This window comes from Streptomyces sp. NPDC001156 (assembly GCF_053598275.1).
Genome location: NZ_JBSFJX010000203.1, coordinates 1 through 13927 on the forward strand (window position 1 = coordinate 1; position 13927 = coordinate 13927).

A 13927-nucleotide genomic window follows, 5' to 3' on the forward strand; every position below is an offset into this window, starting at 1 on the left:
GGACAGGTCACCTTCCCCGACCTGCCCGCCGGAAGCCCACTCGGCATCGGCCTGGGCATCCCCTTCGAGGCCGTGGAGCTGGAACTGCCCGAGGGAAGTCTCCTCGCCCTGTACACCGACGGCCTGATCGAAGCCCGCGACGACGACATCGACGTGGGAATGCACCGCCTGGGCGCCGCCCTGGCACAACCCAGTCACTCCCTGGAAGAGCTGTGCACTCGGGCGACGCAGGCCTTCCCGGGTCAGGCACCGTCCGACGATGTCACCCTGCTCCTGGCGCGGACGCGCTCACTCAGCCCCACTCAGGTCGCCTCTTGGACGCTGCCGAACGATGGGACCGCTGTCCGCAAGGCCCGGCACATGGCAGCCCGCCGGCTGACCGAATGGGGCCTGGAAGATCTCCAGGACCCCACCGAGCTGATCGTCAGCGAACTGGTCACCAACGCCGTCCGCCACAGCACCGGCCCGATCGGACTGCGTCTGGTCCACCACCAAGTCCTGAGCTGCGAAGTATTCGACACCGACGCCAACTCCCCGCGTCTACGTCACGCACGCGCCATCGACGAAAACGGACGCGGCCTCTTCCTGGTCAGTCAACTGTCCCGCAGATGGGGCGCCCGCCCGGAATCGGGCGGCAAAATCATCTGGGCCGAACAAGACCTCGACTCCGCACCCCCACACTCACAGGCCTCCGGCACGCCTGGACGAGGTCGTCGGGAAACGGTCACATGATCAAATTCATGCACGTTCCATTTTGCGCGCCATCACGGTCGCAGCCCCAGCGAGGGATCCGTAGGTGAGCCTGGCCAGCTCTGCCGCCATGTACCCCGAGTGCGGACAGGATGTGGTCTCAGTTTTGGTCTCATTCACCGGTGGCCGGAGTCGTTCACGGGCGTCCGAGCCTGCCGACTGGAGCGCGGTGGTGAACGAGCCCGGACAAGGTCGAACGCTGTCCTGACCAACAGGAACAGAACTCGAAAGCGAGTGCGTCACCCTCCTGGCCCGCGGCGGCTGTGAGACCGAGAGGCCCGGCCCCATGACCCGCGTTGACCGATCCAAGTAGAGCTACCGCTCAGAAAGTGCCCGTGCCCCATCCGTGCCCGATCGCACGGGGAACCGCGGGGAATCACGGTGTCGAGCGGGCACCGCACAACGCGACGGCCCCTGACCGTATCGCCTGATCAGGGGCCGCTCACCTGCGCGGTGGGTGTGGGATTTGAACCCACGGTGACTCGCGCCACGACGGTTTTCAAGATTCCGTACCAGGCGCCTTGCGTGCCGTGACCTATCAGCGAAGTTGGTTCGGCATACGTCGGTCCCATCAACAGCAGATCTACGCGGCTCCAGCAGACAGTTGATGCCAGGAATGTCGGCACACTGTGGGCGATCGCATAGCCGACCAGGCCGGCAGTCATCAGGAGGTAGCCCACGGCGACGAGCGGCTGCCAGTGGTGGGACGCCGGGTCAGCCGATCTTGCGGCGGACTAGCCAGACGGCCGCGATGGCCAGTAGCAGGGTGAACAGGCCCATCCAGCCCGCCTCGATGAACTGGAAGGGCCAGAAGCGGCCAGCGGGGTGGTAGCTCGTCACAATGGTGTAGTGCCGGGCCTGGAGCCAGTCCCTGTAAGGACTCAGATCAAAATGAGGTCTTCAGGCGTCGCCAGCAGATGATTGCGCATCCGAGGGTGAGGAAGGCTTGGTGGATGTCGGCGCGGATTTCCCAGCGGATGCGCAGGCGTCGGAACCAGTGCAGGAGAGCGAAGGCTGCTTCGACCACCCAGCGGTCCTTGCCCAGGCCGCTGCCGTGCTCGGTGCCGCGGCGGGCGATCACGGGGCGGATGCCCAGGTCACGGACCTGGCGTCGGTAGATGTCGTGGTCGTAGCCGCGATCGGCGTACACAGCGTCGGGGCGCCGGCGCGGACGTCCGCGCTTTCCGCGGATCGGCGGGACAGCGTGGATCAAGGGCAGGAGTTGGGTGACGTCGTTGCGGTTGCCGCCGGTGAGGGTGGCGGCCAGGGGGATGCCGTGGGTGTCGACGATGATGTGGTGCTTGCTGCCGGTCTTCCCGCGGTCCACCGGGGAGCGGCCGGTTGCCGCTCCCCCTTTCATGGCCCGCAGGTGCGAGCCGTCGACCGCTGCTCGGGACAGATCGAGCTGGTCGGCGGCGCGTAACTCGGCGAGGAGCAGTTCGTGCAGCTTCTGCCACACGCCCGCGTCGTTCCAATCGCGTAGTCGGCGCCAGCAAGTGCTGCCCGAGCCGTAGCCCAGCTCCTGGGGCAGGAACTCCCACCGGATCCCGGTGTACAGCACGAACAGGATCCCGCACAGGACGTTGCGGTCGTCCAGCCGTTTGCGCCCGGGGTACCGGTAGCGGCGCTCGACCTTCGGCAGGAGCGGTTCGATCCGCTCCCACAACTCGTCCTCGACCTCCCACGGCTTGCGCTTCGTATTGCCTGTTGCCGTCGCATACTCCTTTGTCTTGAACTTGCCAAAGACAACGGCAACTGACCAACCGTCATTCCCTCATTTTGATCGCAGTCCTAAGTGACCGAATGGACCGAGGTAGGCCCGTTGCTGGACGGGAGCTGTACCACGTACTTCATGTACAGGCTGTGGCTCTGCGAGTCGCTGAGCAGGTGACCGGCAGGGTCTGCGAATGCCGTGCCGACCACCCAGTCACGTGGGTTGGGCTTGCCGATGGTGGTCAGCGGCGTCATGTAGTGCTGGCGGAGCTTAAAGACGGTCGCCATGAGCAAGCCGAACGCGCCCAGGAAGACGGTACCGACCGCGACCATGGTGCGGCGGATGAGCAGGCCGGTGAAGACGCCTGCCGCGAATGCCAGCAGCGTCTGGACCGGGAAGACGATCCCCTCCAACTCGAAGCTGAGATAGTCGCCGAACCCGACGGGCAAGACGTGGTCCAGCGGGGCGTTGTACCAGGAGTACAAGGCGCCGAAGCCTGCTGTCACGGCGACCAGTACCACGGCGATCAGAGTCAGCTTGGTCAGCAGCCAGCGGGTGCGCCCGGCCGCCTGGGTCCAGGCGAACCGGTAGGTTCCCGTCTCCAGCTCCCGTGCGATCAGGGGCCCTCCGAGGAAGGCACCGAATGCCCCTGGCAGCAGAAGGAGGAACAGGAAGGGCCACTTCGGCCCATACGAAGTGAACAGGTCGACGGCGAGCTGCTGGCAGCGGCCGCTGGCGTAGGACGTGCACTGGGCCAGCCCCAGCTGGTCGTAGGTCGAACGTGCCTTAAGGCCACCGGCCACCATCAGCGCGGCGAAGCAGGCCAGCATTCCCAGCAGGCCGTAGAGGGCGAACCGGTGCTGGCGCCAGGCCACCCAGGCAAGGCCGAGCCGGGGCAGCGAGTCGCCGCGGGCCACAGACTCTGTATCGGTCATCGCCATTAGTGGACCACCTGTTTGCCGTGTAGGGGTTTCGGGCCGGGGAGGGCTGAGGCCGAGGGTTCGCGCATGTAGGCCAGCACCAGTTCCTCCAGGCCGACGGGGTGCCGTTGCCAGTCCGGTAGTGCGGCCGACCGGTCGGGGGTACGGACCAGCAGGTGCGCCTGGGCGGCAGTGCGCCGTTCGCGGATGACCGGGAAGCGCTGGGCGACGGAATCGGCCTGCTCGGCCGGACCGGTCAGGACGTAATGCCCGGCCACCAGGTCTTCGACCTCACCGCAGACCTGGATCCGGCCGCCGTGTACGACGACCACGTAGTCGCACACCCGCTCCAGCTCCGCGACGACGTGGGAGGAGAACACCACCGAGATGCCGTCCTCCGACACGGCCGTCATCAACGCCGCCATGAAGTCGTGGCGCGCAACCGGATCCAGCGCGGCCAACGGCTCGTCCAGGATGAGCAGTTCCGGGCGTTTGGCGAGCGCAAGGGTGAGCGCCACCTGTGAGCGTTGGCCGCCGGACAAAGCGCCGATCTTCTTCGCCAGGGGAATGCCCAGCTCCCTCAGGCGGTCTTGGGCGCGGTCGGCATCCCAGCGGCGGTTCATGCCGCGTCCCATCCGCAGCATGTCGGCCACGGAGAGATTGCGGTAGAGCGCTGCCTCCTGGGCCACGAAGGCGATCGCGTCCAGCGCGGCAGCCGACCCGGCAGGCCTGCCGCCTGCCACCCGCACCTGTCCCGTCGTCGGCGTGGCCAGGCCGACTGCCAGGCTCAACAGTGTTGTCTTGCCAGCACCGTTGGCACCGACCAGGCCGACCACGTGTCCGGCCGGAATCGCCAGCGAGCAGTCCCGCAGGGCCCACGTGCGGCCGTAGCGCTTGCCGAGTCCGGCTGTCTCGATCGCCAGGCCGCTGTTCATGCGACCACTCCCGCCCGGCCGCTGCCGCCTCCCTCGTCCGCGCGCTCTGCACGGCTGTGCCGCAGATCGTGCAGGGCTGCGGTGAACAGGGCCCTCATGCCTTCCTCGTCCAGTCCGGCCTCGCTCGCCGTGCGCAGCCAGGCCAGCAGGCTCTTGTGCAGGGCTGCCTGTTCCCGCAAGCCCACACGCTCCACGGTGCCCTCGACGAACGTCCCAACTCCCCGCCGGCCGGCCACCAAGCCCCGGTGTTCCAGCTCCCGGTAGGCCTTCAACACCGTGTTCGGGTTGATCGCCAACCCGGCGACGACGTCCTTGACCCTCGGCAGCTGATCGCCATGCCGCAGATACCCCAGCCGCACCGCCTGCTCCACCTGCTGGACCAGTTGCAAGTAGGTGGGCACCCCTGATCCCGGATCGAGACGGAACTCGATCGGCGACGGCGAGCCATCTTTATCTACATCCATAGTTATTGAGTTAAAACGAGTTACTGACTCCGTGTCAACCCTTTGCGGAGACCCGGGCGCGCCGCATCCGTCACGCCTGACGTCTCGGAAGAGGCAAGCATGCGGCCGCGGTCACGACGTCCGACGACCCTGCCTGTCGAATGCGTGTGGAAGTCAGGTGGAGCAGTGGCGCACTTGGGTTGACTGTGCAGGTCACGCGCTATGGCGAGTGCGAGCATCCAAGCGCCTTCTAAGCGCTTGGCCGCAGGTTCGAGTCCTGCCGGGGGCGCCACTGAGAGCCCTCCCACCGGGAGGGCCTTTTTGCTGGTCAGGGGGGTGGCCGTCGACACGACGAAGCTCCGGGCACTCCCCAGATGATCAAGGGAAGGCTCCGGGGCTGTCCGGCTGTCACGGGCTTCCTGCGGGTGGCTGCGGTGAATACGCGGGGAACTTCTCGGCCGCGAGGATCACCCGCCTCGAGCCGCTCAGGCAGATCCCCAGATCGCGATCCGCCCCCTGAAGGCTTTGGACGGCAAGGGCCCCCACGTGAGAGCCACGACGGGCGGCAGCTCATCCTGTCGAGTCTCTGTGCCACTGACGAAGATCGATTATCCCTGGGTCGTGGTCTTCTGCTTGAGGCGTTCGTAGGGGGTCTGGCCGCCGAGGCCGCCGTGGGGGCGATGGTAGTTGTAGTAGTCCTCCCACTCGCGCAGTTTGTCGTTGAAGACCTCGGCGTCGTCGATGATGACGCCGTCGAGCAGGCGGTAGAACTCCTCGGCGTCGATGCGGTGGGAGCGTTCGACCTTGCCGTTCAGCCGCGGGGTGCGGGGCTTGATGTAGGTGTGCGCGATGCCCTTGTCCAGCACGTGCCAGTGGAAGGCGGACTGGAACTCCGCGCCGTTGTCGGTCTGGATCACCTGCACCTGGAACGGCAGGCGTTGGATGACATAGTCGAGGAACTGGATGGCGGTGGCCTGGTTCAGCGTCGGGTAGATCCGCAGCACGCGCAGGCGGGTGCAATCGTCGATCGCGGTGAACTGGTAGTACTTGTTGCGGCCTCCGCGGCGCCCCTGGGGCATCGATGCGAGTGGCTCGATGAACTTCACGTCGATCTGCACCCGGTGGCCGGGCAGCTGCTTCTCGTACCGCTTCCACCGTCGGTCGTGCCGCTTGTACCGCTGGGAGGCCGGCAGACGCCCCATGTCCAGGCGGTTGAGGATGCGCCACACGCCCGAATTGCTGATGGTGACGTCGTGGTACCGCTTGAGGTACATGGCGATCTTCTGCGGGCCGAAGTGGTAGTTCTGCCGGAGATAGATGATCTTCCCGACCACCTCGACGTGGGTCGCGTTCGGGGATGTCTTGGGGCCTTGGAGCGTGTGCGCAGGCCCTCAATGCCCTCGGCCTGGTAGCGGCGGTACCAGGTGTAGTACGTCTGCCGGCTGATTCCGAAGTACCGGCAGGACATGGCGACGTTCCCGGTGACCTCTTCGACGTGGCGTATGACGGCCAGGCGCCGCTTAGCTTCACGGTCAAGCGGCGGGGTGATGGGCGTGGACTTCGGCATGTGGATCTCCGTAGTGATCGGAGACCCAGGTGTCAATGATGATCGTCAGTTTTGGAGGTTGACGGGTTGGCGTCGGGATAGAACGGGGGAACCGCAGTCGTCGGCAGGCATCAAGCAGCAGGACGGCCCCCGACCGCTCTCGCTGGTCAGGGGCCGTTCACCTGCGGTGGGTGTGGGATTTGAACCCACGGTGACATCGCTGCCACGACGGTTTTCAAGACTGCTTGGTGTGGCCTTCCGGGCCCACCACCCGGCCTCCCGGGCGTCGTTGGCCTGCGAAGGGCCTAGCGTTACCAACGACTGCGCTGGAGGCACGTCGAGTGGCGCGCCAGATCAGTGGAGCTCCCACCGCTGCGGGCAGCAGCCAGTAGGCCAGGGTAGGAAGCCGGTCCCACAGGGGTAGTTGGTGGCCGTTGTCGACGTAGAACGCGGTCAGCATCGCGACGTAGGAGCCGCCCATGCCGACGATGTGCGCCCGGTCGCCGGACCAGTGCCGACGGCGGGCCAGGCGCCCGACGTACGCCCCGGCGAATGCCACCACGCCGATCAGGAACAGGTGGTAGTCCTCCCGCAGTCGCATCGTTGTCAGTGCCGTGGCGGAGGCGAAGACCACGCAGATCGCCCAGAAGTACACCCCGCCGAGCTGTGTGTGCCGCCCCTGGCCCTTACGCCGCACCAGCGCCGCCCCCGCCCCGGCGATCACAGCCGCCATGGCCGCCACCACGTGCACCGCCAAGAACGCGAGGAAGACCGGCGAGGTCTCCGGCACGTGGATACCTAGCACGTCCACCCCAGACCCCCATGCGTAGAATCACTACCTATAGGGCCACGCTACTCGTGGCTGCCTGGCGTGAGAAGCCCCTGACGAGTAGCGTCGCTACGCATGAGGGCAGAAGTACTCAAAGGCCACCTGGACGGGCTGCTGCTGGCCACGTTGGAGGACGGACCCCGCCACGGCTACGCCGTTATGGAGGCACTGCGGGAGGGTTCAGGCGGCCGCATCGACCTGCCCACCGGCACCATCTACCCGGCGCTGCGTCGCCTGGAGCAGTCAGGGCTGATCGCGGGCACCTGGGACACCGAGGGACCCCGGCCCCGCCGCACCTATGCCCTTACTCCGGCAGGCCACACCGCCCTGAGCGGAGAGCGATCGGGCTGGCAGGAGTTCTCCACCCTCATGACGACGCTGCTGGAAGGTCGGCCATGGCCACGCCCCGCCTGATCAGCGCCTACCTCGACACCCTGCGCAGCCGGCTGCCCGCCGACATCGTCGCCGAACTGGCCGATGGCCTCACCGAGACCTATGAACACCATCGCGGCCAGGGCCTCGAAGCCGAAGCCGCAGCACAGGCGGCCATCTCCGAATTCGGCACCCCCGAGCAGCTCACCGCCGCGTTCGCCCACGAGGCCCCCGGACGGCAACTCGCCCGCCGCCTGCTGACCACCGGACCCCTGGTCGGCACCTGCTGGGCCATCGCCCTGATCACCACACGTGCCTGGCAGACCATGCCCACGGCCGTCCACGCGGCCCTGCCGCTGACCCTGCTCGCCATCATCGGCCTGCTCACCGTCGCATGGCGCGGCCCCTACCGAGGCATCAAAGCCGCCGCGCTCACCGCCGGCACCGGCGTGATCCTCCTCGACTCCACCGCGCTGGCCCTACTCGTCACGCTCTCACAAACCGTGACCTGGCCCCTGATGCTCGCCGCCACCACCAGCTTCTGTCGGATCGCCCTCACTCTGCGCGCACTCCCGCACCTGCGGACAGCTACCTGACGAACCATCCGCTTCATGGTGAGGCCGCCTCGATCACGTCGGCGCCAGCCGGTATCTGCGGCTGACCAGCCAGCTCGCGCGGGGCGGTTTTGCTGTACAGCAGCGGAGTACAGCAACCACAGCAACCGGCCCCGTCCGACAGTGTTCCTGTAGGGCCGTAGACCGACCGGTATGACCTCCAGTGACCGGTCCACATAGAGCTACGGATCAGAAGGTCCTAAGCGGGGTCGGCGGTGAGGTCGTCCGCACGGTAAAGGCCGTGACCCGGGGTGCGACAAGGGCCAGCTGCCTCACCGCCTCGGGGTTCGATGATTCAGTCCGCCCCGGGGCAGGCACCCAATCACCGCCAGAAGGAGCTCTTGGCGTACGCCAACCCGTACGCCAACAGCAGCACACACCCATGGCCAACCCCTGTATCCCACGACCTGTGTGATCGCCCCGTATGCCGCCAGGACACGGCCTGAAAAGCGGAGCGCGCGCCTGTTGGGTGCCGCGTGGGGTCGTTGCTCCCCCACGGAGCGTCCTTCAGCCTGCCCCCTGGATGGGGACGACGTTTGTGGCGTCCACGGCGGGGCGGAGTCTGCGGGCGAGAGTAACCGCGTCGCCGGTGGCCCAGAAGTGGGTGAAGAAGAGGCGGGGCTCGTCGCGGAGTCCATGATTGTGGAGTTCAACGAGTTCGACTCCGGCGTGGCGCAGGGCTTTGAGAACATTCTGGACCTCTGAGGCGACCATTACGCAGTCGCCGCTGATCGCGGCCCGGCCGTGGCCCAGGGGCTGGAAGTTGATGTTGGTGGTCGATCCCAGTGCTGGCGGCAGGACCATGCCGCCTTCGGTGACCGTCTCACGGCGGGCGAAGAAGTTGCGGTAGACACCGTCATAGACGCTGCCTTTGACACCCAGCGCGGTGTCGATCCCGGAGGTGTCCAGATCCAATGGACGCTGGCGAGCCGGGGGGCGTGCGGGAGGAGTACCGGTGCGGTCGAACGCCGTACGCAGCCCACGGGCGATGGCGACCGGGTCGTCGCCGTGCGCATGGACGTGGATCCCCCAGACGGCGGGGGTCTGTGAAGGCAAATGCTTGTGAATCGCGGTCTGCTCGATCCCGTGTTCCTGCAGCACGTCGATGAACTGCTGAAGCTCCTGCTCGGTGACGACCACATCACCCATGAGGAGCGAACCGCCATCCGAGTAGCGGACGAAGCCGATATGCGAGCTGAGAGCGAGCGCAGGCCTCACGGTGACACCACGCGAGACCACGGTCAGGTCACTCCGCGGGAGAGGTGTGTAGTAGGCCACATTATGTTTCAGCTGCCCCCCGCGGCCCAGCGCCCCGGCCACGCCCGTCCAGTCACTCAGACCAGTCCGCACCGGTCTGATCATTTCGTCTTTGGCTTGCTCAGCTCGCCCCTCTTCGGTGGGCGCGCCGCACGCGGATAGCAGTGTCCCGGCGAGCACGGACAGACCGGTCATGGACAGCACACGTCGGCGGATAGGAGCCTGCCATCGGTTCTCAACAGTCATGTTTGCCTCCTGAGCAGATGGAAGCATGGCGGCCCCGTGCAGGCGCGCCCATTGGCCACTGCTTCGGGGCCACATGGTCTAACGAGCAGCGGACGAAGCCCTCCCATCTACGAGCGCCGGATGGAATCAACGCTTGTGTGACGCCACCAACCTCGTCATCCGGGGCGAGGGATACGCCACCCAAAACGACGCTGTCCGGAAGGGCGAACGGTGGCGGGACGTTATTAGTCGTGCCTTCGCCCGGGTCCACCTCGCCGCCGACTTGGGGATCGACAGCCCGTCAACGCCCTGACCAAAGCTGGTAAGGCGTGGCTCGCCGAGCGCGTGGGACACCCTGTGTTGGGACACCTGCCCGGTGTCACAGTCTTCGAAGATCAGCCGGGCCTTCGCTTCGTCGCCGCACCAAGCCTCGCGGGGTGTAAGCGTCCGTCCGAGGAGCGGAACCGCCTGGTGCTCACGCAGGCCGCGCAGCTCCATGACCCGCTGGATGGTCCTGAGCGGCTGGCCTTCGACCTGTACAGCGGTTCCTTCTTCCAACCATCGGCGGACTCAAGGCTTCTGATGCTGACTATGGCGATTGAGACCTTGCTAGACCTCCAACCCCGCTCGGATGCCGCCAAGGCGCACGTGACCGCCATGATCGAGGCCACCGAAGCCAACGCTGACCTCACCCACTCTGAGCGAGAGTTACTACGAGGAAGTCTCAAATGGCTGCGGGATGAGTCGATCGGGCAAGCCGGGCGGCGACTGGCCCGGACCCTGGAGCCCCGCACGTACTCGGGCAACGCCCCGGGCCGCCTTCTTCACCCGCTGTTACGAGATGCGCAGCGCGCTCACGCACGGGTACGTGCCGCGCCCTAACCGTCATGAAGTAGCAGGTCTCGCCGCAAGCCTCGAGTTGTTCGTCGGCGACCTCCTGGCCGGACGCCTTCTTACCGAAGTCCCTGACTGACACTGGGCGAGGTCGACGTCTCCCGGCCACGGCGTTGCCCTGGCGGGGAGAAGGCGGAGAGGTGCGCGCCACGCACTGCGAGACCGTCTATGAGATCCCGGTCAACCGGTAGCCCTGTCTAGGGTTCTCCGGGCGGCCGACGATGCTCCGCCCTGTTCCGACTGCAACCAGCCCTTGAGGTCGGGCGGCCTGGTGCTCGCCGGGCGGGACGACGACGGCCGACGGACTTGCCGAGTGTTGTGGCGGTGCGCGGACCGGCACACGTGGTGGTAGTGGGCGGACCGACCGGACGATCCGTTGGAGGTCTGCCCAGTTCCAGAGATGTTTCGCTGACATCCAACTCTGACATCAACTGGGCCGGACGACGCAATACAACAGCACCCCCGGGCGACCGTCGGACCAGTCGTCGACGGCGCCAGGGGCGGGCGTAGATCGAACTCCTAAAGCGGGTGTCGCAGGTTCGAATCCTGCCAGGGCACCAGGCAGAAGATCCCGGACCGATCACGGTCCGGGGCCTTTGACATCCAGTTCTGACACTCGAACTTGATCAACGATCGCTGCTCGCAGGTGGAGACGGCCCGCCACAGAAAGCAGGACTGCCCTCAGCTGCGCAAGGTGGCACGCAGGCGCAAGCCGACAGTTGCGAGACCTCCGAAGGTGGTGACCTGGAAGCTGGGTTCCAGTCCGGACGGCTCGCTCAAGTGGTAGCGGCGGGCGGTCTGCGCGGTCAGGAGCGTCAGCATCGCCATGGCCAGAGAGGCTCCCTCGCAGCCATGCGGCCCGGTACCGAAGGAGAGGAAGACCCCGGGTTTCGCCAGCGAGCCCGAATCGTCGAGCCAGCGCTCGGGCTGGAATTGGTCCGGCTCGGAGTGTTCTCGTGCGTCGCGGTGGGCGGTGTAGGGACAGACGAGAACGGTGGAACCGGCGTCGATGGTGTAGCCGGCGAGCTGAGTCTGTCGCGTGGCGCGCCGGGTCAGTAGCCAGCTCGGGGGGTGTAGTCGGAGCACCTCGCGTACCAGTGCCTGGGTGTATCGCAGGCTGTCGAGGTGGGCGCTGGTCGTCGCGGCCGGGTCCGCGGGCAGCAAGGCGGCTTCGGCAGCGACGCGGTCCGCTGCCTGGGGGTGCCGGGCCAGGTAGAGCAGGATCCATCCGGCTGCCCGGCAAGGGGTCTCGAAGGTGGCGACGGTGATTCCGGGGAGAGTGTCGAGGATGGCCTCTTCTGGCAGTAGGCCGTAGCGGGAGGAGGGCCGGAGCATCTGTCCCAGCAGGTCGTCACCAAGCTGGCCCGATGAACGGCGTCGGCGGACGATGGGCCGCAAAGCGTTGGTGAAGGCGACTTGCTGCCGTGTGCGGAACCGTCGTGCCGGTGTGGGGATCCAGCGCGGCCAGACCCAGCGTGAGGGGCGTACGAGCGCCTCCCGGGCCAGGAAGAGCTGTGCGGCAATGGGCAGCAGGGTGGGAGCGTCTTCGGAGAAGAGGTAGTGCACACCGATCTCTGCCAGGGCGTGCCGGACCGGAGGCAGAATCTCGACGTCCTGGCGCGTGGGCCACTGGTCAGCGAATCGAGCGGCCCTGGGCGCGATCTCACCGACCCGGGCTGCAACCGCCTGCGCACGTAGTCCGCGCATTCGGGCGGCGTGAGCGTAGGCGCGCTCGTCAAGTGTCGGTGCTCCGCTCGACCGCTTCAACGGCGGGAAGAGAGGTGAGGGTACCTTGAGGAAGTCCTGCGCACGGTGCAGGACTTCCTCACACGGCCCTGCCGTAGCGGCTACGTAGACACCCGGCTCGAGCTGCCAGACGTCCCCGCACTCGTCAACACCACGGCGCGCTAGTGCCAGCCGGTCGCGGCTCCAGACCGCGAAGCCGCCTTCGGGCAACCGCGGCGGCTCGTTCATACGACCCATGAGATCGTCCCCTGGCTCTCGTACCTGTCCAGGCCGATATCGTCGGAAGCGTGGCTGGGAGCCGGCCAGCGGGTGCCCGAGGGCGCCCGCCGGCAGTGCGGTCAGGCCGAGTCGTCGCCAGCGTACGCGCTCCAATCGTATTCACCGTACGCACCGTAGTGGCGGGTGAAGGACAGTTTGCCGAGCAGCTTGGCGATCATGATGCACTCCTCTCGCCTGTCTGAGTGCTCCTAGCTGAGGGTTCACTAAAGAAGCCCCTATCAGCATTAGATGCCACATTGCGCCACATTGTCATGTTTGGCATGCTCAGACTTTCCGCGCCGCGCATGGATATAAGGCGCGTACTTGCGGGCCGAACCCGCAGCCAACCAACGTCGCCCCGGTACTGGACGTCAGTGCCGCCCCCGGTCGCGACGTGTGACAACGCCGGTTTCCGCAAGAAGCGCTTGCTCCGGCTGACATCCACGGGTGACCTCAACAGCCGTCGCGCGGAGCACATCTGTCCAACGGGAGCACCCTGCAGCGCGAGGCAGGAACGTCAGCCTTACCACCGCGCCCACGAGTTCGGTCACCACGCACAGCGTGATCTCACGCTCGACGCTCAGGCCGACGGCCTTCGGCTGCGGCGCTCACCGCCGAACGCCTCCCCGGAGAGGTACGCGAGTGCACAACGCGTGCACACTCGCGCGGGAACGCCCGGGAACTCGCAGGTCGAAGCGGGCACTGCCTGGACACGGTAAAGGGCCCCGACCAGACCATAAGCCCATGTCAAAGCCTAGATGGCAGACGAGTCGGGCTATACGCCGGGAACAGTCACGAGATTTGAGAAGATGGCCTGCTGCGCAGACCATCGGTCACCGAGAGCCAGTGTTCAAGACCGTCGACGAGGCACGGTGCTCCTCGCAGACAGCCCACCAGCTCTCACCGCCCTTGTCCTTAACCCGCACGCTCCAGCGCGCTTCACGTGGGCACGGAGAACCCCACGCACACCGCTGCATGCGGGACCGGGTGCCGGCAGCATGCAGCTCCGGGCTCCCGTCGATCGGCCCCTCAACAAGTTCCACGACACCAGTGCCAAACCGCTCGTGGCCGGCCGCGCCGCCTCAGACAGCATGTCGAAGACGCGTCGACGGCGGTGTGAGAGGAACGTGCCATGCCGAAAGAGAACCAGGCCAGAGACCTGCAACCGGTCTAGGAGCAGTGCGCCTTCTAGTGCCGCATCAGGCAACGTTCGCCCTGTTGACGACCTCGCGGGGACGTTCGTCGGCAGCGTGTTTGTTCCGCCAGATGATGTAGCGGCGGATCATGCTTCCCTGCTCCTTGTGGCTGGTGTGGTCGGTGCCGTCGAGGGCGACGTAGCGCAGGGCGGTGAACTGGGCCTCGATGCGGTTGAGCCAGGAGCTGTTGGTCGGTGTGTAGGCGAGCTCGAGGTTGTTGGCTGTGGC

The 13927-nt window shown here is 66.5% G+C and carries 12 protein-coding genes and 3 pseudogenes; 4 read left to right on the plus strand and 11 right to left on the minus strand.

Annotated features, from left to right (window positions below):
* Nucleotides 1-732 (plus strand): SpoIIE family protein phosphatase (locus ACWDA7_RS42795; protein ID WP_450612248.1); only part of this gene is annotated, 732 nt, incomplete at its 5' end.
* A gap of 449 nt (nucleotides 733-1181) precedes the next feature.
* Here ACWDA7_RS42795 and ACWDA7_RS42800 read toward each other — a convergent pair.
* The 8 genes and pseudogenes from ACWDA7_RS42800 to ACWDA7_RS42835 form a co-directional block, all read right to left on the minus strand.
* Entirely contained in the window at nucleotides 1182-1430 is a 249-nt protein-coding gene (locus ACWDA7_RS42800; RefSeq protein WP_450612250.1) for a hypothetical protein, read from the minus strand.
* A gap of 34 nt (nucleotides 1431-1464) precedes the next feature.
* Complete coding sequence (locus tag ACWDA7_RS42805) at nucleotides 1465-1590, minus strand: sortase B protein-sorting domain-containing protein (protein ID WP_450612252.1); 126 nt, start codon at nucleotides 1588-1590, stop codon at nucleotides 1465-1467.
* 46 nt (nucleotides 1591-1636) lie between these two features.
* Nucleotides 1637-2428: pseudogene (locus ACWDA7_RS42810) on the minus strand (IS5 family transposase); the annotation flags it as partial.
* A gap of 113 nt (nucleotides 2429-2541) precedes the next feature.
* Nucleotides 2542-3399, minus strand: coding sequence for an ABC transporter permease subunit (locus ACWDA7_RS42815; RefSeq protein WP_450612254.1), 858 nt, complete (start codon nucleotides 3397-3399; stop codon nucleotides 2542-2544).
* Between the two features lie 5 nt (nucleotides 3400-3404).
* Entirely contained in the window at nucleotides 3405-4319 is a 915-nt protein-coding gene (locus ACWDA7_RS42820) for an ABC transporter ATP-binding protein (protein ID WP_450612256.1), read from the minus strand.
* Nucleotides 4316-4720 carry a GntR family transcriptional regulator gene (locus tag ACWDA7_RS42825; protein WP_450612258.1) on the minus strand — a complete coding sequence of 135 codons (405 nt, stop codon included), beginning with the start codon at nucleotides 4718-4720 and terminating at the stop codon, nucleotides 4316-4318. The genes ACWDA7_RS42820 and ACWDA7_RS42825 overlap by 4 nt, the downstream gene beginning before the upstream one ends.
* Nucleotides 4721-5370: 650 nt before the next feature.
* Nucleotides 5371-6329 (minus strand): annotated as a pseudogene (locus ACWDA7_RS42830) (IS481 family transposase).
* Between the two features lie 214 nt (nucleotides 6330-6543).
* Complete coding sequence (locus tag ACWDA7_RS42835) at nucleotides 6544-7098, minus strand: hypothetical protein (protein WP_450612260.1); 555 nt, start codon at nucleotides 7096-7098, stop codon at nucleotides 6544-6546.
* A gap of 114 nt (nucleotides 7099-7212) precedes the next feature.
* Here ACWDA7_RS42835 and ACWDA7_RS42840 point away from each other — a divergent pair, with 114 nt between their 5' ends.
* Together ACWDA7_RS42840 and ACWDA7_RS42845 are read left to right on the plus strand one after the other, a co-directional pair.
* The gene (locus ACWDA7_RS42840) at nucleotides 7213-7551 is read left to right on the plus strand and encodes a PadR family transcriptional regulator (protein WP_450612262.1); all 339 of its coding nucleotides are present in this window, start codon (nucleotides 7213-7215) and stop codon (nucleotides 7549-7551) included.
* Entirely contained in the window at nucleotides 7533-8105 is a 573-nt protein-coding gene (locus ACWDA7_RS42845; protein WP_450612264.1) for a permease prefix domain 1-containing protein, read from the plus strand. The genes ACWDA7_RS42840 and ACWDA7_RS42845 overlap by 19 nt, the downstream gene beginning before the upstream one ends.
* Nucleotides 8106-8630: 525 nt before the next feature.
* Here ACWDA7_RS42845 and ACWDA7_RS42850 read toward each other — a convergent pair.
* Nucleotides 8631-9575, minus strand: coding sequence for a DUF1259 domain-containing protein (locus tag ACWDA7_RS42850; RefSeq protein WP_450612266.1), 945 nt, complete (start codon nucleotides 9573-9575; stop codon nucleotides 8631-8633).
* A gap of 501 nt (nucleotides 9576-10076) precedes the next feature.
* Between ACWDA7_RS42850 and ACWDA7_RS42855 the strand changes: the two genes are divergently transcribed.
* Nucleotides 10077-10487 carry a hypothetical protein gene (locus ACWDA7_RS42855; protein ID WP_450612268.1) on the plus strand — a complete coding sequence of 137 codons (411 nt, stop codon included), beginning with the start codon at nucleotides 10077-10079 and terminating at the stop codon, nucleotides 10485-10487.
* A 693-nt stretch (nucleotides 10488-11180) separates the two neighbouring features.
* Here the strand turns inward: ACWDA7_RS42855 and ACWDA7_RS42860 are convergent.
* Complete coding sequence (locus tag ACWDA7_RS42860) at nucleotides 11181-12206, minus strand: cytochrome P450 (RefSeq protein ID WP_450612270.1); 1026 nt, start codon at nucleotides 12204-12206, stop codon at nucleotides 11181-11183.
* 1496 nt (nucleotides 12207-13702) lie between these two features.
* A pseudogene (locus ACWDA7_RS42865) lies at nucleotides 13703-13927 on the minus strand (transposase); the annotation flags it as partial.

Bases quoted from the DNA above. Each gene is read 5' to 3' on its own strand.
- ACWDA7_RS42815 (WP_450612254.1), bottom strand. From the start codon at position 3,399: ATGACCGATACAGAGTCTGTGGCCCGCGGCGACTCGCTGCCCCGGCTC.
- ACWDA7_RS42820 (WP_450612256.1), bottom strand. From the start codon at position 4,319: ATGAACAGCGGCCTGGCGATCGAGACAGCCGGACTCGGCAAGCGCTAC.
- ACWDA7_RS42840 (WP_450612262.1), top strand. From the start codon at position 7,213: ATGAGGGCAGAAGTACTCAAAGGCCACCTGGACGGGCTGCTGCTGGCC.
- ACWDA7_RS42845 (WP_450612264.1), top strand. From the start codon at position 7,533: ATGGCCACGCCCCGCCTGATCAGCGCCTACCTCGACACCCTGCGCAGC.
- ACWDA7_RS42850 (WP_450612266.1), bottom strand. From the start codon at position 9,575: ATGACCGGTCTGTCCGTGCTCGCCGGGACACTGCTATCCGCGTGCGGC.
- ACWDA7_RS42860 (WP_450612270.1), bottom strand. From the start codon at position 12,206: ATGCGCGGACTACGTGCGCAGGCGGTTGCAGCCCGGGTCGGTGAGATC.